This window comes from Leucobacter sp. UCD-THU (assembly GCF_000349545.1).
Classification (GTDB): Bacteria; Actinomycetota; Actinomycetes; order Actinomycetales; family Microbacteriaceae; genus Leucobacter; species Leucobacter muris.
The window spans coordinates 235684-260623 of record NZ_KB714605.1 but is presented as its reverse complement, the minus strand read 5'-3'; the positions used below and the strand labels follow the sequence as shown (position 1 = coordinate 260623).

The window sequence follows — 24940 nt, the reverse complement described above, 5'->3', positions numbered from 1 at the left end:
CGGGCTGATCCGTCGCGGGCTGAGCCAGCGCGGCTCCGGGAGCGCCCGAGGAGACCGGCACCCCCGGCGGCGACGGTCGGCGGCGACCATGGCCGCCGGCCGTCGCCAGACGCTCCGTCGAGGAGCGAGGCGGGACGCAGCCTAGGCCGGGCGGTTGACCGGCGAGTCGGGCGCACCCGCCTCGAGCAGCGAGACGGCGTTCTGCGCCTGGATTCTCACGTACTCGATCTCGGTGCGCGCCGAGAAGTAGGCGATGTGCGGGGTGAGCACCACGTCGTCGCGGCCGAGCAGNCGGGCGCACCCGCCTCGAGCAGCGAGACGGCGTTCTGCGCCTGGATTCTCACGTACTCGATCTCGGTGCGCGCCGAGAAGTAGGCGATGTGCGGGGTGAGCACCACGTCGTCGCGGCCGAGCAGCGGATGACCCGGCTCGGGCGGCTCCTGATCGAGCACGTCGAGCGCCGCCCCCGAGAGCCGCCCCGAGTCGAGCGCCGCGGCGACCGCGTCGGGATCGATGAGCCCGCCCCGCGACACGTTCACGAGCACGGATCCTCGCGGCATCGCCGCGAGGAAGTCGGCGTCGACCATGCGCTCCGTCTGCGGGGTGAGCGGCAGGTGGAGGGAGAGCACGTCCGACGATGCGCGCACCTCCTCGAGGCCCGCGCGCCGCACTCCGAGCGCGTCGAGCTCTGCGCGCACCTCTGGAGTGTCCGGCAGCATCGGGTCGTAGCCGACGACCGAGCCGAAGAGGGGCGCCGCGAGCCGCACGAGCTCGCGTCCGATCTTGCCGAGACCGATGACGCCGAGCGTGGTCTCGCTGAGGCGGGGAGGCGCGGCGGGGGCCCGGTCGTTCCAATCGGCCGGGTTCGCGGAGGCCGTGTAGAACGGGAGCTGGCGCACGCTGCTGAGCAGGATCGCGAGGGCGTGGGTCGCGACCTCCTCGGTCGCGGCGCCGGGCACGTTCGTCACCCACACGCCTCGCTCGCTCGCGGCCTCGACATCGACGTAGTCGAATCCCATCGACATGAGCGACACGATCCTGAGCGACGGCAGCGCCTCGACGATCTCGCGGGTGACGGCGGCGTAGCCCGGCAGCAGCGCGACCGCGCCCTGCGCGCCCGCGATGATCTCGGCGGGATCGCGGGTGCCGAGCACCCGCACCTCGAAGCCGTGCTCTTCGAGCAGGCGGATGCCGGCCGAGGGGTCGGTGTCGTCGACGTCGGTGTAGACGGCGATCGGCCGCCCGCCGTCGGCGCTCACGAGGCGGCCTCCTCGGAGAGATCGAACGCGGCCTGATCGATGTGGATCAGCTGCAGGCCGCCCTCGCGAACGGCCGCCTCGACGGCCTGCGCCAGCTCTCGCGGGCCGCCGGCGCGGCGGCCGCGGCCGCCGAACGCGTCGGTGACGGCGACCCAGTCGGGCTGGGCGAGGTCGACGCCCACCGGCGCGATGCCCGCGTCGGCCTCGTTCTGCTTGATCTCGGCGTAGCCGCCGTTGTCGACCACGATCACGGTGACGTCTTCGCCCTGCTCGACCACGGTGATGAACTCGTTCATCGAGAACATCAGCGCGCCGTCGCCGGTCACCACGAACGCCGGGCGGTGCGGGGCCGCGATGCGCGAGCCGAGGGCGGCGGGCAGGCCGTAGCCGAGCGTGGCGTAGGTGGCCATGTAGGGCGTCGAGTTCGGCTGCGACACCCGCAGGGCGTTGAGCAGCCCCCAGTAGGCGATCTGCGACGAGTCGGTCGCCACGATCGCGTGCTGCGGCAGGGCCGCGGCGATGCGTTCGGCGAGCGCGGCGTTGGGCGCCGACAGCTCGCTCGACTCGGCCCGGGCGGCCTCGAGGCTCTCGCGCACCCGGTCGGCGGCCCGGTCGCCGCGACCGGCGTCGGCCTCGGTCTCGGGCAGCGCCTCGAGGATCGCGGTGAGCGCGGTCGCGGCGTCGCCCACGATCCCCAGGTCGGCGCGCTGGTTCTTGTCGATCTGCGATTCGAGCAGATCGACGCGGATCACGGTGCCCCCGGCCTCGAGTCGGGGCACCCACAGCTCGGCCTCGCCGACCTTCGAACCGACGACGAGCAGCACGTCGGCCTCCTGCGCGATCCGCCTCCCCGCGGCGAGCCGCAGGTTCGAGCCGGCCGCGAGCGGGTGGTGCTCGTCGAGCACGCCCTTCGCGTTGAGGGTCGTGACCACGGGGGCGGCGATCCGCTCGGCGAGAGCGCGCAGCTGCGCAGCTGCCCCGCGCGATCCGCCGCCCGCGAGGATCGCCGGGCGCTCGGCCCGGGCGAGCAGTGCGGCGGCCGAGGCGACGTCCCCGGCGGCGGGCCGGGCCGGGTCTGGGAGCGGCCGCGGCGCCGTCGCCGTCGCCGGCAGCTCGGTCTCGCGCTCGAGCACGTCGAGGGGGATCTCGAGGTAGACGGGGCGCGGCCTCGTCGTGGCGAACAGCTCGAACGCGTCGTGGACGGCCGCGACGGCCTGCTCGGCGGAGGTCACGCGCCGGCCCCACTCGACGATCGCCGAGGCGGCGCCGAGCTGGTCCTTGGTCTCGTGCAGGGTGCCGACATCGGCGAACTCGGCGCCGAGAGCCGGGCCGGGTGAGACGATGATCATGGGGCGCGACTCGCAGTAGGCGGTGCCCGCCGCCGAGAGCGCGTTGAGCAGGCCCGGCCCGCTCGTCGTGATCACGACGCCCGGCAGACCCGTCTGCAGCGACCAGCCGTCGGAACCGTAGCCCGCGCCCTGCTCGTGGCGGGTCGTGACGGGGCGGATCCCGAGCGCGCCGAGGGGTCGGTAGAGCTCGAGGTTGTGGGTGCCGGGGATGCCGAAGACGGTGTCGACGCCGTAGCCGCGGAGGGTTTCCATGACGACCCAGCCGGTCGTGCGCTTGGGTGTGGTTTCCATGCTGCTCCTCGAGTTCGTGGTGTGCGCCGAGAGGCGGATTCTGCCGCGGGATCGTCAGATGCTGCGGCGAAATCCACCTCTCGGCCGGGGTGATGCGGGGTGAGGCGGGTGGTGCGGGTGGGGGAGCCCCGGGGGGAGCCGCGGTCAGCGGGTCTCGGGGTCCCGCGTGTCGATCGCGGTGGTGTCGAGACGCGGTGTGAAGGAGCCGGTGACCGGGGCCGCGTCGGAGTGCTGCGGTGCGAAGCGCACGCCGATGAACGCCGCGAGCGCGAGCACGCCGAAGAACCCGACGACCGACCAGAAGTTGCCGTCGGTCACGATGAGCAGGGTGGAGGCGATCGCGGGTGAGAGGCCGCCCCAGACCGCGGCGCCGATGCCGTAGGAGAGCGACATCGAGGTGTAGCGCGACTGGGGGCGGAACATCTGCGCCATGAGGGTCGAGAGGGGCGCCCAGGCGCCGCTCAGCGTGACGCGGATCAGGATCACGAACAGCCAGATCAGCGCCACGTTCTTCGCCTGGATCGACATCACCAGCGGGATGATGACGAGGAACGACGGGATGATGCCGAGGTACATGACGGCCTTCGGCCCGATCTTGTCGCCGAGCGCCGCGATCGGCAGCGTCACGATGAGCTCGACGAGCGAGGCGATCGTCATGGCGCCGAGGATGATGGACGGGTCGAGGCCGATCTCGGGGGTGTCGGCGTAGTTCTGCACGAAGGTCGTGGCGATCACGTAGCCGCCCGACGACATCGCGATGATGCAGAAGCCGAGCAGGATCGGCAGCCAGTTGTTCTTGAGCGCGAACAGCAGCGGCGTCGACTGCTCCTGCCCCTCGATCTTCGCCTCGAACACGGGGGTCTCCTCGACGCGGTAGCGCACCCAGAAGCCGACGCCGATGAGCACGATGCTGAAGAGGAACGGCACGCGCCACCCCCAGCTCAGCAGCGCGTCCTCGCCCAGCGCAGAGAGGGCCCAGAACGCGCCGGTGGCCATCATGGCGCCGAGGGGGTTGCCCACCTGCGTGAAGCCGCCGTAGAACGTCTTCCACTTGGCGGGTGCGCTCTCGACGGCCATGAGGCTCGCGCCGCCCCACTCGCCGCCGACGGCGAGGCCCTGGGCCATGCGGCACAGGATGAGCAGGATCGGGCCCCAGATGCCGATGGTCGCGTAGCCGGGCAGCACACCGACGAGGGTCGTGGCGACGCCCATGAGGATCAGGGTGATGGTGAGGGCGGGCTTGCGGCCGAGCTTGTCGCCGACGTGACCGAAGATGATGCCGCCGATCGGCCGCATGAAGAAGGCCACGGCGTAGGTGCCGAAGGAGGCGAGTGTCGCGAGCGCCGGGTCGGCCTCGGGGAAGAACACGTGCGGGAAGATGATCGCCGCCGCGGTCGCGTAGACGTAGAAGTCGTACCACTCGATCGAGGTGCCGACGAGGGCGGCCATGCCGCCTCTCAGCGCGCGCCTGTGGGAGTTCGGCGCGGCGGCCGTTGATGTGGACATGTGAGCTCCTTTGCTGGATGCCGACAGGGGGTGGATGCGGGGTTGGCGGGGAAGGGAGGGGCGGATGCGGTCGCACCCGCCCCGGGGAGGATCAGCGGGCGAAGACGCGCTCGCCGCCGACCCAGGTCTCGGTCACGCCGATCCGGGCGAGCTCCGAGACGGGGGTCATGTGCGGATCGCGGTCGAGCACGGCGAAGTCGGCGCGCTTGCCGGCCTCGATGCTGCCGAGCTCGTCCTCGCGGCCCAGGGCGCGGGCCGCCGAGATGGTGTGGGCGCGCAGCGCCGTGTCGAGCGAGACGGCGAGGTCGTCGGGGCCGAGCTGCGTGCCGCGTCGAGTGATGCGGGAGACGGCGGCCTGCACGGCCTCCATCGGGCGGGGATCGGCGACGGGGGCGTCGGACGAGATGGTGACCGGCACCCCAGCGCGCTCGAACTCGCCGAGGGGGTTGAAGCGCTCGCCGGGGGTGCCGACGGCCTGCTCGACGCCCTCGCCCCAGTTGTAGTGGTGCTGCGGCTGGTTGACGGGGTGTATGCCGGCCTTCGCCATGCGGGCGATCTGCTCGGGGGTGGGCAGGCCGCAGTGCTCGATGCGGTGGCGGGCGTCGGGATCGGGGCGATCCTCGAGCGCCGCCTCGATCGCCCCGATCACCATCTCGAGCGCGGTCGGCGACTGGGAGTGCGTGGCGGTCTGCAGGCCGACCCGGTGCGCCTTCCTGATGAGTTCGGCGTAGTCGGCGGGCTCGTGGTACAGCTGGCCGGTGCGGCAGGGGTCGCCCACGTAGCCGTCGGGGAAGTAGGCGGTCCAGCCGCCGAGCGTGCCGTCGGAGTAGAACTTGATGCCGGCGAAGCTGAGGTGCTCGTTGCCGAACTGGCCGTGCAGGCCCATCTCGATGGCCTCGTCGAGCAGGTGCGAGAGCAGGTACATGCTCACGCGCACCTTGAGGTCGCCGGACTCGGCGAGCCGCAGGTACATGTCGAACTCGCGTCGGCTCACCTGGGCGTCGCCGATCGTCGTGACACCGCCCTCGAGGAAGTTTTGCTGGGCCGCGGCGAGCTGGCGCTTGTGCTCCTCGGGCTCGTCGGCGAGATGGAAGTTGGGGCCGTGGTGGCCGATCTTCACGCCCTCGAGGCCGGTGAGCACGTTGCAGGCGGCGTCGGAGAGCTCGCCCGTGAGCTCGCCGTCGGCGTCGCGGAAGAACTCGCCGCCCTTCGGGTTGGGGGTGTCGCGCGTCACGCCGTGCAGCTCGAAGGTGTAGCTGTTGACGACGCCGCCGTGGCCCGACGCGTTCATCAGGTAGACCTCGCGGTCGGTGGCGACCTCGTCGAGCTCGAAGCGGGTGGGGTGGCGGCGCTCGGCGAGGTTGCGCTGCTCGTAGCCGTAGCCGCGGATCGGGCGGCCGGGGGGCAGCGTCCGCGCTGCGTCGCGCAGCAGCGCGACGATCTCGGGGATCGATCCGGCCTGGTCGGGCCCGCAGTCGACCCAGCTCATCATCTGGCCGAGCATGAGGGGGTGCGCGTGGGCGTCGATGAAGCCGGGCACGACCGTCGCGTCGCCGAGGTCGACGAGTTTGGGTGCGAGCGCGCTCACCTCGGCGGCGGCAGCGCGGCACTCGTCGACGGAGCCGACGTGCGCGAAGCGGTCGCCGATCACGAGGAACGCCTCGGGGGTGCTGCCGGCCTCGTCGAGCGCGTCGATGCGCTCGGCCGTGACGATCTTCGGCGCGGCGGGGGTCGGGGCCTGGGTGAACGCGAGCTTGCGCACGGTGAACTCCTTCGTCTCGAATCGTTACGAGAGTACGCACTTTCGAACGGCCGCGACAGCAGAAAAATCGTTGAAATCGCGAGAGCGGATGATATGTCGATCAAGGTCGCCATTTTCTCGTGGAGAAGCTCAGATGAGCCCGATGTCGGTGATGATCTGGTGGAATCGCCCGCGGTGATCTGGCAGGATCGGAGCGTGGACGAGTTCGATGAAGACCTGATCCGAGCCCTGCAGCTCGACGGGCGAGCGCAGTTCTCCGCGCTCGCCGAGCAGCTCGGGGTGCACCGCACCGTCGTCTCGCAGCGCGTGCACGACCTGCTCGCGTCGGGCGAGATCCGCATCCTCGCGGCGGTGCACCCGCGGGTCGTCGGGCTTCCCGTCCAGGCGAACTTGCAGCTGCGCATCAGCGGGCCGACCCCGCCCGTATTCGAGCGCATCCGCGAGCTCACCAACGTCGTCTTCCTGTCGGAGATCAGCGGTCAGACGCAGGCGGTCGTCGAGGTCTGGGCGGCCGACCGCGACGACGTCGCCCGCTCCCTGCGCGAGATTCAGGCGATCGACGGCGTGCTCGACATGCAGTTCTCGCTCTACGACCGCGTGCTGCGCCGGCTGCGGCTCGGCGAGGACCCCGAGATGACCGACCTCGCCTTCGACGACTTCGACATCGCGCTCATCGCCGAGCTCCAGCTCGACGGCAGGCTCACGTTCGGGGAGCTCGCGCGCCGCACCGGCCGGTCCGCCTCGGCGTGCCGCGCGCGCGTGCTGCGACTGCTCGGATCGGGCGTCATGCGGATCGGCGCGGTGCGCAGCCGCCGCAGCGCGACGAGCTCGGTGCTCTCGGGAGTGGGCATCGTGCTCGGGGGCGATCCGAATGCTGCGGCCTCGGCCGAAGAGCTGCTGCTCGGCATCCCGACCATCGAGTTCGCGGCGCGCACCCTCGGCCGCTACGGCCTCATCGCGACGATCGCGGCGCGCTCGCTCGCCGATTACACCGACATCGTGCGCATGATCCGCGCCCACCCCGGGGTGCGCCTCGTCGAGACCTGGGTGCACGCGTTCGTCTGGCTGGAGCGCTACGAGTGGAGCCTCGACCGCCTCGACCGAAACCGCAGGGCGCGCCCCGCCCCGTCTGAGCTCGAGGCCGCGGACCCCGGCTGACCCGCCGCTTCACGACCAGGGGAGGACTGCGCCGACGTCAGGCGCCGCGTCCGCCCGACGCGTGGTCGTCGGCGAGCTGCTGGCCGGTGAGCGCGTGGATCGCCGCCATGATGCGCTCGGTCGCCTCCCGCCTCGCCCGCCCGGCGGGCAGCCCCGCGAGGTCGTCGAGCGGGACCGGGGCCCCGAAGCGCACCTCGACGCGGTCGGGCCTGCCGGTCTCGGGGTTGCGCAGCGCGCGGTTCGTGCCGACAAGCCCCACGGGCACCACGGCCGCCCCCGTCTCGAGCGCGAGCCACGCCGCGCCCGCCCGGCCGCGGTAGAGCCGGCCGTCGCGGGAGCGGCTGCCCTCGGGGAACACCGCGAACACGTTGCCCGCTGCGAGCACCTCGCGGCCCGCGTCGAGCGCGCTCTGCGCGGCCGACGAGGCCTCGCGGTGCACGGGGATCGCGCCGATCTGCCGGAAGAACCAGCCCCCGATGCGCGACTCGAAGAGCGACGCCTTCGCGAGGAACTGCACCTTGCGCGGCGAGAACGACGGGATGAGGATCGTGTCGAGCCCCGAGAGGTGGTTGCTGGCGAGCAGCACGGGGCCAGCCGCGGGCACGTGCGCGCGACCCGAGACGCGGGGTCGGAAGCGCAGGCGCAGCAGCGGTCGCAGCACGGCGCGACCGATGAAGAACACTGGGCCGGGCCGCGCGGCCGCGACGATCGACGAACTCACCCCTCGACCCTATCCGGCGAGGGTGCGCGAGACATCCCCTAGGCTCGACGCATGACCGGGATCGAATCGACGAAGGCCTTCCGGCGCCGCGCTCGGGCGAGTGCACCGCGCATCAGCGAGCGCGAGCGCATCCTGCCGCTCTCGCTCGTGCTCGGCACGCTCGGCGGGGTGTTCGCGGCGATCGCCGTGTTCATGCTCACCACCCTCGACCAGGCCGAGACCGCCGCGGAGCGGCGCGAGCAGTTCTGGGTGAGCCTGCTCGCGATCGTCGGCGCCGTGTTCTTCTTCGCCTCCATCGGGTACAGCGTCTGGGTTCTGGCCCGCAAGTGGCGCCGCCGTCGCGCGGCAGCCGAGCTCGCGATCTCCCGCGGCTGGCACTACAACGTCGAGTGGGATCCGCGGGCCTACCCGGCCACGCTCTTCCGCACGGGATCTCGCGCGTGGGTCGAGAACGCCGCGCACCTGCACGAGCCGCGCTACATCGAGGTCGGCAACTACTCCTTCGAGACCGCCGAGCGGGCATCCGGCCGCCGCGAAGTCGGATTCGTGGGCATCGGGCTCGATCGCAGACTGCCGCACATGTACCTCGAAGCCGCCCAGCGCGGCCGGCCGAGGGCGTACGTGCCGCAGTTCTCGGCAGACCAGCGCCTGTCGCTCGAGGGCGACTTCGACCGCTGGTTCCGCCTGTACTGCCCCCGCGAGTACGAGACGGACGCCCTCTACGTCATCACGCCCGACGTCATGGCTCTGATGATCGACGAGGCGCCCGGCTTCGACATCGAGATCATCGACGACTGGATGTTCGTCGTCGCGCGCGAGCCGTTCGACATGGCCGACGCACGCGTGCTCGACTTCGCGCAGCGGCTCGCCGCGACGCTCGGCGGCACGACGGCGCGGCAGTCGGCCCGCTACCGCGACGATCGCAGCGACGACGCCGCCTTCGTCGACCGATCGGGTGCGAGGCTGAAGACCGGCAGGTGGCTGGTCACGCTGCTGCCCGCGGTGATCACCGGTCTCGTGTGGCTCGGGATCGCCTGGGCGAACGGCGTCTTCGCGCTCGGGTGAGCGCCGCGCCCGCCGCATACACCGGGGCAGCCGCGGCTGGCAAGCCCCCGCGCGTCGCGCGAGGGCGACCGTTAGGGTGGGGTGAACGCAGCCACCGTGCACCCGACCTCAGGGAGGTGTCGACGTGATCGAGTTCGAGCACGTGTCCAAGGTCTACCCGGGCGGCGCCACGGCGGTGCACGACTTCTCCTGCGTCGTGCCCTCTCACCGCACCGTCGTGCTGGTGGGCTCGTCGGGCTCGGGCAAGACCACCCTGCTGCGCATGGTCAACCGCATGGTCGATCCGACGGCGGGGCGCGTGCTCATCGACGGCGACGACGTGCGCGAGCGCGACCCGGTCGAGCTGCGCCGCTCCATCGGCTACGTGATGCAGCACGGAGGCCTGCTGCCGCACCGCACCGTGCGCGACAACGTCGCGACCGTGCCGATCCTCTCCGGTGGCTCGCGGCGCGAGGCGCGAGCCGCGGCGGACGGGCTGCTGGAGCGCGTCGGCCTCGATCCCGACCTCGGCGACCGCTACCCGGCGCAGCTATCCGGAGGCCAGCAGCAGCGCGTCGGGGTGGCGCGGGCGCTCGCGGCCGACCCGAACATCCTGCTCATGGACGAGCCCTTCGGCGCGGTCGACCCGATCGTGCGCCGCGAGCTGCAGCGCGAGCTGCTGGAGCTGCAGGCCGAGCTCGGCAAGACGATCGTGTTCGTCACCCACGACGTCGACGAGGCGTTCCTGCTCGGCGACGAGTTTTCGCACGTGTTTTACCTCGCGGTCGNGCGCATCGCCCAGCGGGGTGCGCCCGCCGAGATCCTCGCCGATCCCGCGAGCGACTTCGTGCGCGACTTCGTCGGCGCCGACCGCGCCGAGCGCCGCCTGCGCCCGGTCGAGGTCGGGGGCAGGCGCGTCGCCGTCGACGAGGACGGCAGACCGGTGGGGGTGCTGGGCGGGTGAGCTGGCTGCTCGCCAACTGGCAGCAGGTGGCCGGGCTCGCGCTCGCCCATCTGCTGCTGAGCCTGCCCGCGATCCTCGTCAGCGTGCTCGTGGCCGTGCCCATCGGGCGCCTCGCGTTCCGGCGGCCCCGCATCGGCGGGCCCCTGCTCTCGGTCGCGACGCTCGCGTACGCGATCCCGGCGCTGCCGCTGCTCATCATCATCCCGGCCGTCACCGGCACGCCCCTGCGCTCGTGGCAGACGATGGTCGCCGCGCTCACGGTCTACGGCGTCGCGCTGCTCGTGCGCACCGCCTGCGACGCCTTCACCGCGGTCGACCCGCAGCTGCGCGACGCCGCCGTGGCCACCGGCTACTCGCCGCGCGGTCTCTTCTGGCGTGTCGACCTGCCGCTCGCGGTGCCCGTGCTCGTCTCGGGCGTGCGCGTGGTCACGGTGTCGACGATCAGCCTCGTCACCCTCGGGGCGCTGATCGGTGTGCCGGGCCTCGGCACGCTGCTCACCGACGGCTTCCAGCGCGGCATCGCCGCCGAGGTGTGGACCGGTGTCATCACGACCGCGGTGCTCGCGCTGCTGCTCGACGCGGCAGTGCTCGGGATCGGGCGCGCGCTCGCGCCCTGGACGCGAAGGGTGCGATCGTGACGCCCGCGGCGCTCGGGCTGTTCGGCGAGGCGCTCGCCTGGCTCGCCGACCCCGCGCACTGGAGCGGGGCGGGCGGCATCCCGAACCGCGCCCTGCAGCACCTCGGCGTGACCGCTCTCGCCCTCGTCATCGCCGCGGCGGTCGCTCTGCCCGCGGGGGTGCTCATCGGGCACACGCGGCGCGGATCCGGCCTCGTCGGCGGCCTCACGGGAGCCGCGCGCGCCCTCCCCACACTCGGTCTGCTCACCCTCTTCGGGCTCGCGTTCGGCATCGGCCTCACGGCCCCGCTGCTCGCGCTCGTCGTGCTCGCCGTCCCCTCGCTGCTCGCCGGCGCCTACGCGGGCGTGCAGGCGATCGACGCCGCCGTGCCCGCCGCCGCGAAGGCCGTCGGCTTCAGCCCGGCGCAGGTGATCCTGCGCGTCGAGCTGCCGCTCTCGCTGCCCGTCATGGTCGGCGGCATCCGGGCCGCCACGCTGCAGGTCGTGTCCACCGCCACGCTCGCCGCGTACACCGCCGACATCGGCCTCGGCCGCTACCTCTTCGCCGGCCTCAAATCGAGGGACTACGCCCAGATGCTCGCCGGCGCGCTGCTCGTCGTCGTGATCACGCTGCTGCTCGAACTGCTGCTCGCCGCCTGCCAGCGGGTCGCGACGGCCCGCTTCGGGCGCCCCGGATCCCGCGCCCCGCGCTTCCGAGCCCCGGGCTCCCGAACCGCCGACGGCGAATCCGCCGCTCCGCTCCCAACCACCTCAACCATTCACCGAGAGGAAGCCCGATCATGACCGCTCGCCCTCAGCCCCACACCCCCGCCCGGCCGCTCGGCCGCCGCCCCTGGCGCCGCACCGCGCTCGCCGCCGGCGCGCTCGCGCTCTCGGCGGCGCTGCTCACCGCCTGCGGAGGAGGCGGCGACCCGCTCGCCGAGCCCGGCGCCGAACCCGCCACCGGCGACGCCATCGTGATCGGCTCGCAGGACTACTACTCCAACGAGATCATCGCCGAGCTCTACGCGCAGGCGCTGGAAGCCGGCGGGTACGAGGTCGACCGCCAGTACCGCATCGGGCAGCGCGAGGTCTACCTGCCCGAACTCGAGGCCGGCACCATCGACCTGTTCCCCGAGTACACCGGCAACCTGCTGCAGTACTGGGAGCCCGACACCGAGGCTCGCCTGAGCGACGACGTCTACGCCGCGCTCGAGCAGGCCGCCCCCGACGGGCTGCGCGTGCTCGAGCAGTCGCCCGCCACCGACCAGGACTCGTACACCGTCACCCGCGAGTTCGCCGAGCAGTGGGACCTCGCCCAGGTCGACGACCTGGCCGGCGTGGACGAGCCGCTCACACTCGGAGCCAACTCCGAAGCCGAGAGCCGCCCCTACGGCCCGGACGGCCTCGCCGAGGTCTACGGCGTCGAGGGTGTCGGGTTCACGCCCATCGAGGACGGCGGAGGCCCCCTCACGGTGAAGGCGCTGCGCGACGGCTCGATCCAGCTCGCCATCATCTACACCGCCGACCCGACCGTCGCCGAGAACGACCTCGTCGCCCTCGAGGACACGAAGGGCCTCTTCCTCGCCTCCCACGTCGTGCCGCTCGCGAGCGACCGCGTCGACGAGGGCGCCGAGCAGATCATCGACGAGGTCAGCGCCGCGCTCACCGCCGACGACCTCGTGGCGATGAACGGTCGCAGCGTGAACGACGAGCTGGCCGCCGACCGTATCGCAGGCGACTGGCTCGCCGAGAAGGGCCTCGTCTGAGACGGGCGGCGCGGCGGGTCCGCGAATCCGCCCGACTTCGTCCCATGAGAACCGGAGAATTCAGTGTCGTTCATGGGACGAAGTCGGGCCGATTCCGCTTGGTCCGGTGGGGGCGCCGCTCGATCCGCCCGCGGGTTCTGAGAGGATACGTTCCATGAGCACCATCAGCGTCGACCTCGCGATCATCGGCTCGGGATCGGGCAACTCGCTCGTCACCCCCTTCTGGGACGACAAGCGGGTCGCGATCGCCGAGCAGGGCGTCTTCGGCGGCACCTGCCTCAACGTGGGCTGCATCCCCACCAAGATGTACGTGCGGCCCGCCGCGCTCGCGCGCACCCCCGAGGAGGCCGCACGGCTCGGCGTCGAGATGCGCACCGAGTCGGTCGACTGGCGCGCGATCCGCGACCGCATCTTCTCGCGCATCGACGCGATCTCCGAGGCCGGAGAGCGGTATCGCGCCGAGGAGCTCGACCACGTCGAACTGATCTCCCGGCGGGTGCGCCTCGACGGGCCGCGGGCGCTCGTCGTCGACGGGCCGGGTCGCCCGGGCGGCCGAGCCGCGTCCGAGCGGGACGCGTCCGAGCGGGACGCGGGCGAGACGGGCGCGGGCGAGACGGGATCCGATGCGGACGCCCGCGACGCGGTCGCGCGCGTCGAGGCCGGGCAGCTGGTGATCGCCGCCGGCTCGCGGCCCGTGATGCCCGACATCCCCGGCATCGACCTGCCGGGCGTGCACACCTCCGACACCGTGATGCGCATCGACGAGCTGCCCGCGCGCGTGGTCGTGATCGGCGGCGGCTACATCGCGTGCGAGTTCGCCGCCATCTTCTCGGGCCTCGGCTCGCAGGTCGTGCAGGTCGTGCGCGGAGACCGTCTGCTGCGCCGCCTCGACGACGAGATCGCGGGGTGCTTCACCGCCGAGGCGGGCCGTCGCTGGGACGTGCGGCTCGAGTGCTCCGTGCGCGCCATCCGCGTCGACGCCGCGCTCGCGGGCGGCGCGAGCGGGCTCGTCGCCGAGGTCGGGCGCTCGGGTGAGACGGGCACGGAGGCGATCCGCGCCGACATCGTGCTCGTGGCGACCGGGCGCCGGCCCAACTCCGACCTGGTGGGCGCCGCCCAGGCGGGCCTCGACCTGCACGACGACGGGCGGATCGCGGTCGACGAGTACCAGCGGGTGCTCTCGGGCGGCGAGCCCGTCGAGGGCGTCTACGCGCTCGGCGACGTGTGCTCGCCGTTCCAGCTCAAGCACGTCGCGAACCACGAGGCGCGGGTGGTCGCGCACAACCTCGAGCACCCGAACGAGCTGCGGCGATCCCGGCACGAGGCCGTGCCCGCGGCCGTGTTCAGCGACCCCGAGCTCGCCCAGGTCGGACTCACCGAAGCCGAGGCGGCCGAGTCGATCGGGGTCGAGCACGTCACCGCGAAGGTGCAGCGCTACGGCGACACCGCCTACGGCTGGGCGATGGAAGACGGCACGGGCGTGTTCAAGGTGGTCGCCGACCGCCGCGACGGGCGCATCCTCGGGGCGCACGCGATGGGGTATCAGGCCTCCAACCTGATCCAGGTCGTCGTGATGGCCATGAGCTTCGGCGTCGACGCGCACACGGCGGCGCGCGGCCAGTACTGGATCCACCCGGCCCTCATGGAGGTCGTCGAGAACGCGCTGCTCGGCCTCGACGTGCCGAGGGGCGACGCGCTCTGACGGACCCGCCCCGAGGTCGTCGAGGAGCGCGGTTCTCCCCGACGGGGCGGCCGTATCCGCTCCCCGAGCCCGTCGAAGGGGCAGGGCGCGGTCCGTTCCCCGAGCCTGCTGAAGGGGGCGGCGGTTGCCTGCGACGTGCTCAGGGAGCGCGGGCGCTCAGCCCGCGAGCAGCGCCGGAAACACGAAGTCGGTGTTGAGGGGCGCCATATCGGCGCGCTCGGCCGACGGATGCACCCACTCGAGGTGCTCGATCTCGGCCCGGGGCTCCGCCGTGGCGGCCGCCGTGACGAGCGGGTGCTCGAACACCGAGGCCTCGACGGTGTGGCCGGGCTCGTTCGCCGCCACGGCCCGGAACACGCCCAGCTCGCGCAGCCGATCCCGGTCGAGCGCGATCCCGAGCTCCTCCTCGAACTCCCGCACGGCGGTGTCGCGAGGATCCTCGCCCGTCTCGTGCTTGCCGCCCGGCAGCATGAGCGAGCCGGTGCCCCGCTTGCGCACGTTGAGCACGCGGCCGGATTCGTCGCGCATCACGACGGCGCTCACGCGGATGAGGAGGGTCTCTGCTGCAGCGGTCACCCGTCGAGCCTAACGCCGGTGGGCCTACTGCGCGTAGCCGGGCGCGGCGGGCAGCCCGAAGAACTCCTCGAGCGTCGTCGTGCCGGTGGCGCGCATCTGCTGCGCCAGCTCGGGGCCCACGTAGCGGAAGTGCCAGGGCTCGGGCATGAAGCCCGTCACCTCCTGCTTGCCCTCGGGGTAGCGCACCACGAAGCCGTGGTCGGCGGCGTGCTCGGCGAGCCACAGCCCCGCGGGCGTCTCGCCGAAGCAGGCGGCCAGGTAGCAGGCGCCGTGGTCGTCGAAGTCGACCGCGAGGCCCGTCTGGTGCTCGGAGTGGCCGGGGCGGGCCGAGTACGTGTCGGCGGCGGCCTGCCCGTCGCGCGCCGTGTAGCCGTCGTACAGGGCCACCTGCGTGGCGTAGTCGCGGTAGGCGCTGATGATGCGCACCGCGTGCCCGTCGGCCGAGGCCGCGGCGACGAGCGCCTCGACGGCTCGCGCGGCGGGTTCGCGCAGCGGCTGCGAGAACTCGTTCTCGACCCCCTCGGGCATCACGAGGTCGGTGGGTGCGAAGTCGGCGGGCGAGAGGGGGCGCAGCTTGTTGCTGACCACCCAGATCGACATGGGGTCGTCGACGGAGTGGGCGGCGCGGTCGAACTCGGGTTCGGCGGGCGGCTCCTCGGCGGGGGCGGGGGCGGGCTCGGGGGAGGGGGCCGCCGAGGCCTCGGCGGCGGGTTCGGGTTCGGGCGCGCAGCCCACGAGGGGCAGCGCGAGGGCGCCTACCAGCAGCGCGGCGAGTGCGGGGCGCGGGATCCTAACCGACATGCCCTCCACCCTATGCGGTGCCGCGCTCGCGGGCCTCGACGCCCGTGCCCCGTGCCGCCCGTATACCCGGCGAGAGGCGGATTTCGCATGCTTCTTGGGGTGCTAGGCTGCAAGATCCGCCTCTCGCGGGGGTGGGGAGGGAGGGCCTGCCCCACCGCATAGGGTGGAGGGCATGACGCAGGAGAAGCGGGCGCGGACCGGGCTGTCGCGCAGGGCCAGGCTCACCATCACGATCGTCGTCGCCGCGCTCGTGCTGCTCGGCGGGGGCACCGCTGCCGCGCTGTGGCTGGGCGGCGGGGAGGATCCCGAGCCCACCGCCGAGGCCCCGGCCCCCGAGCCCGCCCCCGCCGAGGAGCCGCCCGCCGAACCCGAGCAGCCGGACCGGCCCCTGCACGTCATCGCGATGGGCGACATGCTGCCGCACGACTCCGTCAACGCCAACGCCCAGCTGCCCGACGGGGGCTGGGACTACGGGCAGTTCTTCGCGGGCATCCGGCCGCAGCTCGACGCCGCCGACGCGACCTTCTGCAATCAGGAGGTGCCGAGTGCGGGGGCCGAGTTCGGCATCAGCGGCTATCCCGTCTTCAACGCGCCGACCGAGTTCGCCCGGGACCTGCACGGCGCGGTCGGCTGCGACCTCGTGAACCTCGCCAACAACCACGCCGCCGACAAGGGTGCGGCGGGCATCGCCGCCACCCGCGCGGCGTGGGACGGGCTCGCCCCCGCCGCACTGAGCGGCGCCAACCGCAGCCCCGAGGAGCAGCGAGCCGTGCAGGTCTTCGAGCAGGACGGGGTGCGGATCGCGCTCGTCTCGTTCGCCGAGTACTCCAACGCGCCGATCGACGGCGTCTCGCTCAACCTGATGGGCGACGACGCGCTCGTCGCCGACCTCATGGCGCAGGCTCGGGATCAGGCCGACGTGGTGATCGTGTCGGCGCACTGGGGCACCGAGGACTCCCACGAGGTGAACGGCGCCCAGACGGCGTTCGCGCAGCGGGTCGCAGACCTCGGGGCCGACGTGATCGTCGGCACCGGGCCGCACGTGCTGCAGCCGGTGACCTGGCTTCCGCGCGCCGACGGCGGGCGCACGCTCGTCTGGTACTCGATCGGCAACATGCTCAGCACGCAGCTCGAACTCGCGCAGCGCACGGGGGTGATCGCCGGCTTCGACCTCGTGCGCGACGAAGCGGGCGCGGTGCGGGTGGAGAACCCCACGGCGATCCTCACCTACATGCACTACGAGTGGACGCCCGAGCAGGAGGCGGCGGGCGACCTCATGGCGCGGCACGGGCTGTCGATCACGCCGCTCGCCGCGTCGGGCGAGCTGCTGCAGGCCGCGCGCTTCGGGGTGACCGCCGAGCAGCAGGCGGCCGACTCGGCCGCGATCCTCGGGGCTGAGGTGACGATCCTGCCCGAGTAGCGGCGCTCGCCGACCCGGTCGAGCAGGCGCCGCAGCCGAGGGTCGGCGCGGGATCAACCCCGCGCCTCGGCTCCGGGATCGGCTGAGAGCGCGGTGTACGCCTCGCCGCTCAGCCGGTCGGCGATGACCGGGAACTCGGCGCGCACCTCGGCGACCCGTGAGGCGTCGACCTCGACGACGAGCACCTCCTCGCCGTCGCCGCACTCGGCCACGACGCGACCGGAGGGGTCGACGACGCGGCTGAAGCCGCCGAGCGCCACCGCGCCCGCGCCCTCGCCCTGAGTGCCGCAGGCGTTGCAGGCCAGCACCCACACCTGATGCTCGACCGCTCGCGCCTGCGTCAGCAGTCGCCAGTGCTCGCGGCGGGCGGCGGGCCACGCGGCGGGCACCACGACGGTCTCGGCGCCGCGAGCGCTGAGCTCCTGCCAGAGGCCCGGGAAGCGCAAGTCGTAGCAGGTGGTGCTCGCGGTCTCGCCGAGCGGGCCGGGCACCACGCTCAGCGAGCCGCCGGGCCGCAGCAGCTGCGACTCGAGCGACTGGTAGCCGAACACGTGGATCTTGCGGTAGGTCTGGGCGATGCGGCCGCGGGCGTCGATGAGCACGGCCGTGTTGTGCAGCGCGCCGTCGGCGCCGCGCTCGACGATGCTGCCCAGGTGCACGGCGGCACCGAGGTCGCGGGCGACGCGCCGGCCCATCTCGACGGTCGGCCCGTCGAGGGTCTCGGCGCGTTCGTCGTAGCGGTCGAAGGCGAAGTAGCCGGCGCTCCACAGCTCGGGCAGCACGAACAGGTCGACTCCCTCGTGCTGGCGCAGCAGCTGCTCGACGCGCTCGATGCGTTCGGCCGGGCTCTCGGCGTCGGGGCTCGCCACCTGCACGAGGGCGATGCGGCGGATCGCGGAGGGGCTCTCCGTCTGAGCAGTCGTCGCGTTCATACCCCCACCCTAACGAGTGCCTCGCGTTCGCCCGGCCGTTTCGACCCGGGGTCGCCGGCGCCCGCCCGGGAGGGCGACGCGGGAGACCGGCGAGCCGACGGGAAGGGGCAGACGCGGCCGACGCGGCGGTGCAAGAATGGCAGCATGAGCATCGACACGGCAGAGCTTCCCGAGCCCGAGGGCCCCGAGGATCGCCCCGCCCCGGCCGGCAACCCCGGCTGGCTGAGCGACGACGAGCTGCGCTTCGTGCGGGGTCGCCTGCCGGTGGTGTACGTCGAGGCGGTGCCGGTGCGGCTCGACGGGCTCGGCAAGATCATCGAGGTGGGGCTGCTGCTGCGCAGCACCCCCGAGGGGGTCATCACGCGATCGCTGGTGTCGGGCCGCGTGCGCTTCGGCGAGACGCTGCGCGAGGCCCTCTTCCGTCACCTCGAGAACGACCTCGGCCCGATGGCCTTCCCCCAGATGCCCACCGCCCTGGTGCCGGTGCAGGTCGCCGAGTACTTCCCGATGCCCGGCATCTCTCCCTACGTCGACGAGCGCCAGCACGCGGTCTCGCTGGTCTACGTGGTGCCGGTCACGGGCACCTGCAACCCCCGCCAGGACGCGCTCGAGGTGAGCTGGATGTCTCCCGACGAGGCCCTCTCGCCGGACACGCTCGACGAACTGCCGGACGGGCGCGGGCGGCTGCTGCGCGACGCGCTCGCCGCCGTCGGCTGCTGACGGGGAGGCACACGGGAAGCGATCCGCCGATCCCGCCGGGTCAGGCGCGCTGCCTCCACGCGATCACGTGCGCGCGGGAGAACCCGCGGGCGCACCTGCCGCACGAGGTGACGCGGGTCGGTCTGCGGAAGCGGTAGTGCTCGTGCCCGGCCGGGCACGAACCCACCCACGGTGCGCGCTCGTGCGCGATCTCCCCGTCGTGGGTGCGCCCGCCGACGTAGCCGATCTCGGCCGCGACGCGCTTCCACGCGGCGCCGTGACCCGCCTCGGACCCCGCCATCGCGTGGGCGACCTCGTGCAGCAGCACCTGGTGGATCTCGTCGTCGTCGAACTTCTCCGCGAGGTAGCGCGACACGGTGATACGGCGCTCGGTGTAGTTGCAGAGGCCCGCACGCCGCTTCGCGCGGTCGAAGTCGAAGCTCCACGAGCCCGCGCCGAAGCGCGGTTCGAGATGCATGCGGATCAGGGCGTCGGCCCACACCCGCACGCGTCCCAGCTCAGCCACGACCGAACACCTCGGGCGGCGGCTCGGGGCTGGGGGCGGCGTCGGCGTCGAACACGGGCCTCGCGCCGCGCAGCCACTCGTCGAGTTCGCGCCCGGCGAGCATGCGGGCGGGGTGCGGGCCGCTCGCGAGCAGGCGGGGCAGCCAGTCGAGGTCGTCGGCGCGGGCGTCGGGCGAGGGGGAGCCGTCGGTCTCGCCGGAGGCCAGCAGCACGACGTTGCCGAAGCGCCGGCCCTTCAGCACCTGCGGTTCGGCGATCGCGGCCACCGTGGGGAAGAGGGATGCGAGCGTGGCGGTCTGGCCGCGTGTGAACGCCTGCCCGGAGCCGTCGGTCACGTTCACCACCACCACGCCCGCGGGCGCGAGGAGCGGGCGGATAAGCTCGTAGAACTCGGTGCTCGACACGTGCGCGGGCGTGCGGTCTCCCGCGAAGATGTCTACGACCACCAGATCCATGGCTCCGCGCATGCCCTCGGGCAGCTTGCCGAGCACCTCTCGGGCGTCGCCGCGTCGCACGCGGATGCTGGCGCGACGGGGCAGGGGAGCGGCCTCCCGCACGAGATCGACGAGGGCGCCCTCGAGCTCGATGATCTGCTGGCGGCTGCCGGGCCGTGTCGCCTCGACGTACCGGGGCAGGGTGAAGGCGCCGCCGCCCAGGTGTAGCGCTGAGATCGGGGCGCCCTCGGGCCGGAACAGGTCGATCACGTGGCCGATGCGGCGCACATACTCGAAGAAGAGCTGGGACGGGTCGCGCAGGTCGACATGGGACTGCGGAGTGCCGTCGACGAGCAGCTGGATCGCGCCCGGCACCCAGCGGTCCTCCTCGAACTCGGCCGTGAGGCCCGAGGTCAGCACGATCGGTTCGGGCAGGATCACGGGGCGGTCTCCGCCGAATCGTGCGGCGGGTCGAGCCGCGCCGCGCCCTCCGCCTGCGTCGCACCGAGCCCGAGCTCGGAGATCTTCCGCAGCATGTCGGCGTTCGACGGCTCGACCTGGTGGCTGCGGTCGGGGTAGACGATCACGGGGATATTGGTGCGGCCGCTGATGTCGCGGGCCACGTCGACGGCTGCGGGATCCTGCACGAGATCGACGTAGCGGTAGGGGGCTCCCGCGCGCTCGAAGATCAGCTTGGCGCGCCGGCAGTCGCCGCACCAGTCGGCTCCGAAGATGATGGTCTCGCTCATGCGTCCAGCCTAGGCGGCGGGGCCGATCCCGGTTTCGCCGAGCGCTCCCAGAGCCGGCGCGAGAGCACCGCGGCGCAGACGCCGAGCAGCGCCCCGGCGAGGGTGTCGCTGAGCCAGTGCACGTGCAGGGCGGTGCGGCTCCACATCATCACGACGACCCAGCCCGCTGCGAGCGCCCACGCCCACCCGCTCGCCGAGCGGGAGAGCCGGCCCGACTCCGCCGCGACGAGCGCGAGCGAGACCGCGAGGGCGGCGGCGCCCATCGAGTGCCCGGACGGGTACGAGCTGCCGGCGGCGTGGAAGAGCGGGTCCCAGGGCCGGGGTCGCATGACGAGCGCCTTCAGGGTCTCCGAGGCGGCGATGCCGATCACCATCGCGGTCGCGACGGAGGCCGCGTCGCGGGGCCGTCGCAGCGCGAGCAGCAGCGCCGCGGCGATCGCCGTGCACGCCGCGGCGCCGATCCCGCTGCCCGCCTCGGCCATGAACACCGCGACCGCGTGCGGCGCGGATCCCCGGGTCGCCCCGGCGACGCCGTGCCACCACTCCTCGACGCCGAACGGTCCCGAATGCACGAGCCGCAGGTAGGCGCCCAGCGCCGCGATCAGCACGAGGCCCGCGACCGCCCACGGGGTCGCGGTGCGCGCGAGCGAGGCGGTGCGCGGAGGGATCGACATGCGCTCTACGGTAGCCCGGCCTCCTGCGAACGACCCGGCGAGGCCTCCTGCGAACGACCTCGCGGGGTTACTCCCCGCGCTCGCTCAGCACCGATCGACGTTCACGCACCCGATGACGGGTCGGCGAGGTGCGAGAGGCCGATCGGTGCTTCGCGGAACAGCGGTGCGGGACGCGACGGATCGGCCCGCAGTCGATTGGGCGGATCGGGCCGCCGGGGAATATGCTGGGAGCGACCCGCGATCCTTGCGAACGACGTCCGGCGCAGTAGACAGTCGGTAACAATGGTGTTACAGTCGATAGTTGCACTACGGACACCAGTATGCCTTCATATAGCGGTAGGCCCCGGGAGCTGGCGCGAAAGCGCAGATGAGCCTCGCCCGCGTGATCCGATGCATCTCTCGCAAGACCAGGTCAACCGGCCCGACGGGGCCCACGGAGGTAGTTTCCTTGGCTGCTGCGCGCAACGCATCGTCAACCACCCAACCGAAGAACGGTCGCAACCACTCGCGGCTCTCCTTCGCCAAGATTTCCGACACGCTGTCGGTGCCCAACCTGCTGGCACTGCAGCTCGAGAGCTTCGACTGGCTCGTCGGCAACGACGCGTGGAAGGAGCGCGTCACCGAGGCTCAGGCCGAAGGGCGCGACGACATCGCGCTGAAGAGCGGTCTCGAGGAGATCTTCGACGAGATCTCTCCGATCGAGGACAACGCCGGCACCATGCAGCTGTCGTTCGAGAACCCGATCCTCGACGAGCAGAAGTTCACCATCGAGGAGTGCAAGGAGCGCGGCAAGACCTACGCCGCCCCGCTGTACGTCGAGGCGGCCTTCTACAACACCGAGACTCAGGTGCTGAAGAGTCAGACGGTCTACATGGGCGATTTCCCCATCATGACCGACAAGGGCACCTTCATCATCAACGGCACCGAGCGCGTCATCGTCTCGCAGCTCGTGCGCAGCCCCGGCGTGTACTTCGAGCGGGCGCAGGAGAAGACCAGCGATAAGGACGTCTTCACCGCCCGCGTGATCCCGAGCCGCGGCGCGTGGCTCGAGTTCGAGGTCGACAAGCGCGACCAGGTCGGCGTGCGCATCGACCGCAAGCGCAAGCAGTCGGTCACGGTGTTCCTCAAGGCGCTCGGCATGACCAGCGAGGAGATCCTCGAGGAGTTCGCCGGCTACGAGTCGATCGCGCTCACCCTCGAGAAGGACGGCATCCTCACCCAGGAGGAGGCCCTCAAGGACATCTACCGCAAGCAGCGTCCGGGCGAGCAGGTGGCGATCGAGGCGGCCAAGGCCCTGCTCGACAACAGCTACTTCAACCCGAAGCGCTACGACCTCGCCAAGGTCGGCCGCTACAAGATCAACCGCAAGCTCGGCCTCGACGCCCCCATCACCGACTCGGTGCTGTCGCTCGAGGACATCGTCGCGACCATCAAGTACCTCGTCGGCCTGCACGCGGGCACCGAGACGCTCCCCGGCGTTCGCGACGGCCAGCCGATCGACCTGCGTCTCGACACCGACGACATCGACCACTTCGGCAACCGTCGCATCCGCGCCGTGGGCGAGCTCATCCAGAACCAGGTGCGCACCGGCCTCAGCCGCATGGAGCGCGTCGTGCGCGAGCGCATGACCACGCAGGACATCGAGGCGATCACCCCGAACACCCTGATCAACACGCGCCCCGTGCTCGCGGCGATCAAGGAGTTCTTCGGCACCTCGCAGCTGTCGCAGTTCATGGATCAGAACAACCCGCTCGCGGGTCTGACCAACAAGCGCCGCCTCTCGGCGCTCGGCCCTGGCGGCCTGTCGCGCGATCGCGCGGGCGTCGAGGTGCGAGACGTGCACCCGTCGCACTACGGCCGCATGTGCCCCATCGAGACCCCTGAGGGCCCGAACATCGGCCTGATCGGCGCGCTCGCGACCTTCGCGCGCATCAACGCCTTCGGCTTCATCGAGACCCCCTACCGCCGCATCGTCGACGGCAAGGTCACCGATCAGGTCGACTACCTCACCGCCCACGAAGAGGACGAGTACCTCATCGCGCAGGCCGGCGCCCCGCTCACCAAGGACGGCAAGTTCGCCGAGAAGCAGGTGCTCGCGCGCCCCCGCGGCTCCGAGGTGGTGCTGGTCGATTCCGACCGCGTGCAGTACATGGACGTCTCGCCGCGCCAGATGGTGTCGGTGGCGACCTCGCTCATCCCGTTCCTCGAGCACGACGACGCGAACCGCGCGCTCATGGGCGCCAACATGCAGCGCCAGGCCGTGCCGCTCGTGCGCAGCGAGTCGCCCGTGGTCGGCACCGGCATGGAGGGCTACGCCGCGATCGACGCCGGTGACGTGATCACTGCGCAGAAATCCGGCGTGATCGCCGAGGTCTCGGCCGACTTCGTCACCATCCAGGAGGACGAGGGCGGCACCCGCAGCTACTTCATGCGCAAGTTCGACCGCTCGAACCAGGGCACGAACTACAACCACCGCGTCATCGTGAAGGCCGGCGAGCGCATCGAGGCCGGCGAGGTCATCGCCGACGGCCCCGCCACCGAGAACGGCGAGCTCGCGCTCGGCCGCAACCTGCTCGTCGCGTTCATGTCGTGGGAGGGCCACAACTTCGAGGACGCGATCATCCTCAGCCAGAACCTGGTGAAGGACGACACCCTCTCCTCGATCCACATCGAGGAGTACGACATCGACGCCCGCGACACCAAGCTCGGCAAGGAGGAGATCACCCGCGACCTCCCCAACGCCAGCATGGAGGCGCTGAAGGATCTCGACGAGCGCGGCATCATCCGCATCGGCGCCGAGGTCAAGCAGGGCGACATCCTCGTCGGCAAGGTCACGCCGAAGGGCGAGACCGAGCTGAGCGCCGAGGAGCGCCTGCTCCGCGCGATCTTCAACGAGAAGAGCCGCGAGGTGCGCGACACGTCGCTCAAGGTGCCGCACGGCGTCTCGGGCACGGTCACCGCCGTCAAGGTGTTCGACGCCGAGAACGACAACGACGACGAGCTGGGCTCGGGCGTCAACCAGCGCGTGGTCGTGTACATCGCCCAGAAGCGCAAGATCACCGAGGGCGACAAGCTCGCGGGCCGCCACGGCAACAAGGGCGTCATCTCGAAGATCCTGCCGGTCGAGGACATGCCGTTCCTCGCCGACGGCACGCCGGTCGACGTGATCCTGAACCCGCTCGGCATCCCCGGCCGCATGAACTTCGGCCAGGTGCTCGAGATCCACCTCGGGTGGATCGCCAAGCAGGGCTGGAAGGTCGACGGCAACCCCGAGTGGGCTGCGAAGCTCTCGAAGGCGGCGCTCGAGGCCGCCCCGAACACGAAGGTCGCCACCCCCGTGTTCGACGGCGCGTCCGAGGCCGAGATCGCGGGGCTGCTCGACTCGACGCTGCCCACGCGCGACGGCGAGCGGCTCATCGACTCCAGCGGCAAGACCCGTCTCTTCGACGGCCGCTCGGGCGAGCCCTACCCGTACCCGATCTCGGTCGGCTACATGTACATCCTCAAGCTGCACCACCTGGTCGACGACAAGATCCACGCGCGCTCGACCGGCCCCTACTCGATGATCACCCAGCAGCCGCTCGGCGGTAAGGCCCAGTTCGGCGGCCAGCGCTTCGGTGAGATGGAAGTCTGGGCCCTCGAGGCGTACGGCGCGGCCTACGCGCTGCAGGAGCTGCTCACGGTCAAGTCCGACGACATCCTCGGCCGCGTCAAGGTGTACGAGGCGATCGTTCGCGGCGAGAACATCCCGGAGCCGGGCGTGCCCGAGTCGTTCCGAGTGCTCATGAAGGAGATGCAGTCGCTCTGCCTGAACGTCGAGGTGCTGGGCGCCGACGGCAACGCCGTCAACCTGCGCGACAACGACGATGAGGCCCACCGCACCGCGGAGGAGCTCGGCATCAACCTGTCCAGCCGCTTCGAGACCTCGTCGGTCGACGAGATCTGAGCCGACCCCACCCCGTCCTCCCGCTCGCAGTCGCGGGATCCCG

The 24940-nt window shown here is 72.0% G+C and carries 22 protein-coding genes; 10 read left to right on the top strand and 12 right to left on the bottom strand.

The genetic code is table 11. The features are described 5' to 3' along the window. Nucleotides 1–215 precede the first annotated feature (215 nt). From H490_RS30650 to H490_RS30635, 4 genes are all read right to left on the bottom strand, one after another. The gene (locus tag H490_RS30650) at nt 216–1259 is read right to left on the bottom strand and encodes a C-terminal binding protein (RefSeq protein WP_017885363.1); all 1044 of its coding nucleotides are present in this window, start codon (nt 1257–1259) and stop codon (nt 216–218) included. After that, nucleotides 1256–2899: a thiamine pyrophosphate-dependent enzyme gene (locus H490_RS30645; protein WP_041205883.1), complete on the bottom strand. Its 1644-nt coding sequence runs from the start codon at nt 2897–2899 to the stop codon at nt 1256–1258. The genes H490_RS30650 and H490_RS30645 overlap by 4 nt, the downstream gene beginning before the upstream one ends. 144 nt (nt 2900–3043) lie before the next feature. Beyond that, entirely contained in the window at nt 3044–4405 is a 1362-nt protein-coding gene (locus tag H490_RS30640) for an MFS transporter (protein WP_031290382.1), read from the bottom strand. 91 nt (nt 4406–4496) lie between these two features. Then, complete coding sequence (locus H490_RS30635; protein WP_017885359.1) at nt 4497–6167, bottom strand: amidohydrolase; 1671 nt, start codon at nt 6165–6167, stop codon at nt 4497–4499. Nucleotides 6168–6362: 195 nt separating this feature from the next. On the opposite strand from H490_RS30635, the gene H490_RS30630 reads away from it, so the two are divergent. Beyond that, complete coding sequence (locus H490_RS30630; protein ID WP_069187489.1) at nt 6363–7325, top strand: Lrp/AsnC family transcriptional regulator; 963 nt, start codon at nt 6363–6365, stop codon at nt 7323–7325. Nucleotides 7326–7362: 37 nt separating this feature from the next. On the opposite strand, the gene H490_RS30625 is transcribed toward H490_RS30630, so the two are convergent. Next, on the bottom strand, nt 7363–8046 hold the full coding sequence (locus tag H490_RS30625; RefSeq protein ID WP_017885356.1) for a lysophospholipid acyltransferase family protein: 684 nt from the start codon (nt 8044–8046) through the stop codon (nt 7363–7365). 51 nt (nt 8047–8097) lie between these two features. Between H490_RS30625 and H490_RS31275 the strand changes: the two genes are divergently transcribed. The 6 genes from H490_RS31275 (at nt 8098) to H490_RS30600 (ending at nt 14141) form a co-directional block, all read left to right on the top strand. Then, nucleotides 8098–9111: a hypothetical protein gene (locus tag H490_RS31275; RefSeq protein ID WP_017885355.1), complete on the top strand. Its 1014-nt coding sequence runs from the start codon at nt 8098–8100 to the stop codon at nt 9109–9111. Between the two features lie 124 nt (nt 9112–9235). After that, the gene (locus tag H490_RS30620) at nt 9236–10054 is read left to right on the top strand and encodes an ABC transporter ATP-binding protein (protein WP_017885354.1); all 819 of its coding nucleotides are present in this window, start codon (nt 9236–9238) and stop codon (nt 10052–10054) included. Beyond that, nucleotides 10051–10692 (top strand): ABC transporter permease, encoded by a 642-nt coding sequence (locus H490_RS30615; RefSeq protein WP_017885353.1) that lies wholly within the window; start codon nt 10051–10053, stop codon nt 10690–10692. Before H490_RS30620 ends, H490_RS30615 begins: the two co-directional genes overlap by 4 nt. After that, nucleotides 10689–11474 carry an ABC transporter permease gene (locus tag H490_RS30610; protein ID WP_017885352.1) on the top strand — a complete coding sequence of 262 codons (786 nt, stop codon included), beginning with the start codon at nt 10689–10691 and terminating at the stop codon, nt 11472–11474. Before H490_RS30615 ends, H490_RS30610 begins: the two co-directional genes overlap by 4 nt. Continuing rightward, the gene (locus tag H490_RS30605; protein WP_017885351.1) at nt 11471–12439 is read left to right on the top strand and encodes an ABC transporter substrate-binding protein; all 969 of its coding nucleotides are present in this window, start codon (nt 11471–11473) and stop codon (nt 12437–12439) included. The genes H490_RS30610 and H490_RS30605 overlap by 4 nt, the downstream gene beginning before the upstream one ends. Nucleotides 12440–12593: 154 nt before the next feature. Continuing rightward, nucleotides 12594–14141, top strand: a complete 1548-nt coding sequence (locus H490_RS30600; RefSeq protein WP_017885350.1) for an FAD-dependent oxidoreductase — start codon at nt 12594–12596, stop codon at nt 14139–14141. Between the two features lie 156 nt (nt 14142–14297). Here H490_RS30600 and H490_RS30595 read toward each other — a convergent pair whose 3' ends face one another. Together H490_RS30595 and H490_RS30590 are read right to left on the bottom strand one after the other, a co-directional pair. After that, the gene (locus H490_RS30595; RefSeq protein WP_017885349.1) at nt 14298–14717 is read right to left on the bottom strand and encodes an NUDIX hydrolase; all 420 of its coding nucleotides are present in this window, start codon (nt 14715–14717) and stop codon (nt 14298–14300) included. Between the two features lie 24 nt (nt 14718–14741). After that, a complete protein-coding gene (locus H490_RS30590) occupies nt 14742–15518 on the bottom strand; it encodes a M15 family metallopeptidase (RefSeq protein WP_017885348.1) in 777 nt (258 codons plus the stop codon). 172 nt (nt 15519–15690) lie between these two features. Here H490_RS30590 and H490_RS30585 point away from each other — a divergent pair, with 172 nt between their 5' ends. Beyond that, nucleotides 15691–16938: a CapA family protein gene (locus H490_RS30585; protein ID WP_017885347.1), complete on the top strand. Its 1248-nt coding sequence runs from the start codon at nt 15691–15693 to the stop codon at nt 16936–16938. Nucleotides 16939–16991: 53 nt separating this feature from the next. Here the strand turns inward: H490_RS30585 and H490_RS30580 are convergent, their stop codons facing one another. Continuing rightward, entirely contained in the window at nt 16992–17870 is an 879-nt protein-coding gene (locus tag H490_RS30580) for a carbon-nitrogen family hydrolase (RefSeq protein ID WP_017885346.1), read from the bottom strand. 144 nt (nt 17871–18014) lie between these two features. Here H490_RS30580 and H490_RS30575 point away from each other — a divergent pair, with 144 nt between their 5' ends. Then, nucleotides 18015–18590 carry a DUF4916 domain-containing protein gene (locus H490_RS30575; protein WP_017885345.1) on the top strand — a complete coding sequence of 192 codons (576 nt, stop codon included), beginning with the start codon at nt 18015–18017 and terminating at the stop codon, nt 18588–18590. Between the two features lie 40 nt (nt 18591–18630). Here H490_RS30575 and H490_RS30570 read toward each other — a convergent pair whose 3' ends face one another. The 4 genes from H490_RS30570 to H490_RS30560 are packed head-to-tail and all read right to left on the bottom strand — an operon-like array spanning nt 18631 to nt 20951. After that, a complete protein-coding gene (locus tag H490_RS30570) occupies nt 18631–19095 on the bottom strand; it encodes a SprT-like domain-containing protein (RefSeq protein ID WP_017885344.1) in 465 nt (154 codons plus the stop codon). Next, nucleotides 19088–19969, bottom strand: a complete 882-nt coding sequence (locus H490_RS0116470) for a fused MFS/spermidine synthase (RefSeq protein WP_017885343.1) — start codon at nt 19967–19969, stop codon at nt 19088–19090. Before H490_RS0116470 ends, H490_RS30570 begins: the two co-directional genes overlap by 8 nt. Continuing rightward, on the bottom strand, nt 19966–20277 hold the full coding sequence (locus H490_RS30565; RefSeq protein ID WP_017885342.1) for a glutaredoxin domain-containing protein: 312 nt from the start codon (nt 20275–20277) through the stop codon (nt 19966–19968). Before H490_RS30565 ends, H490_RS0116470 begins: the two co-directional genes overlap by 4 nt. Further along, entirely contained in the window at nt 20274–20951 is a 678-nt protein-coding gene (locus H490_RS30560; RefSeq protein ID WP_017885341.1) for a phosphatase PAP2 family protein, read from the bottom strand. Before H490_RS30560 ends, H490_RS30565 begins: the two co-directional genes overlap by 4 nt. A gap of 448 nt (nt 20952–21399) precedes the next feature. On the opposite strand from H490_RS30560, the gene H490_RS30555 reads away from it, so the two are divergent. Then, nucleotides 21400–24897, top strand: a complete 3498-nt coding sequence (locus tag H490_RS30555) for a DNA-directed RNA polymerase subunit beta (RefSeq protein ID WP_017885340.1) — start codon at nt 21400–21402, stop codon at nt 24895–24897. Nucleotides 24898–24940 lie beyond the last annotated feature (43 nt).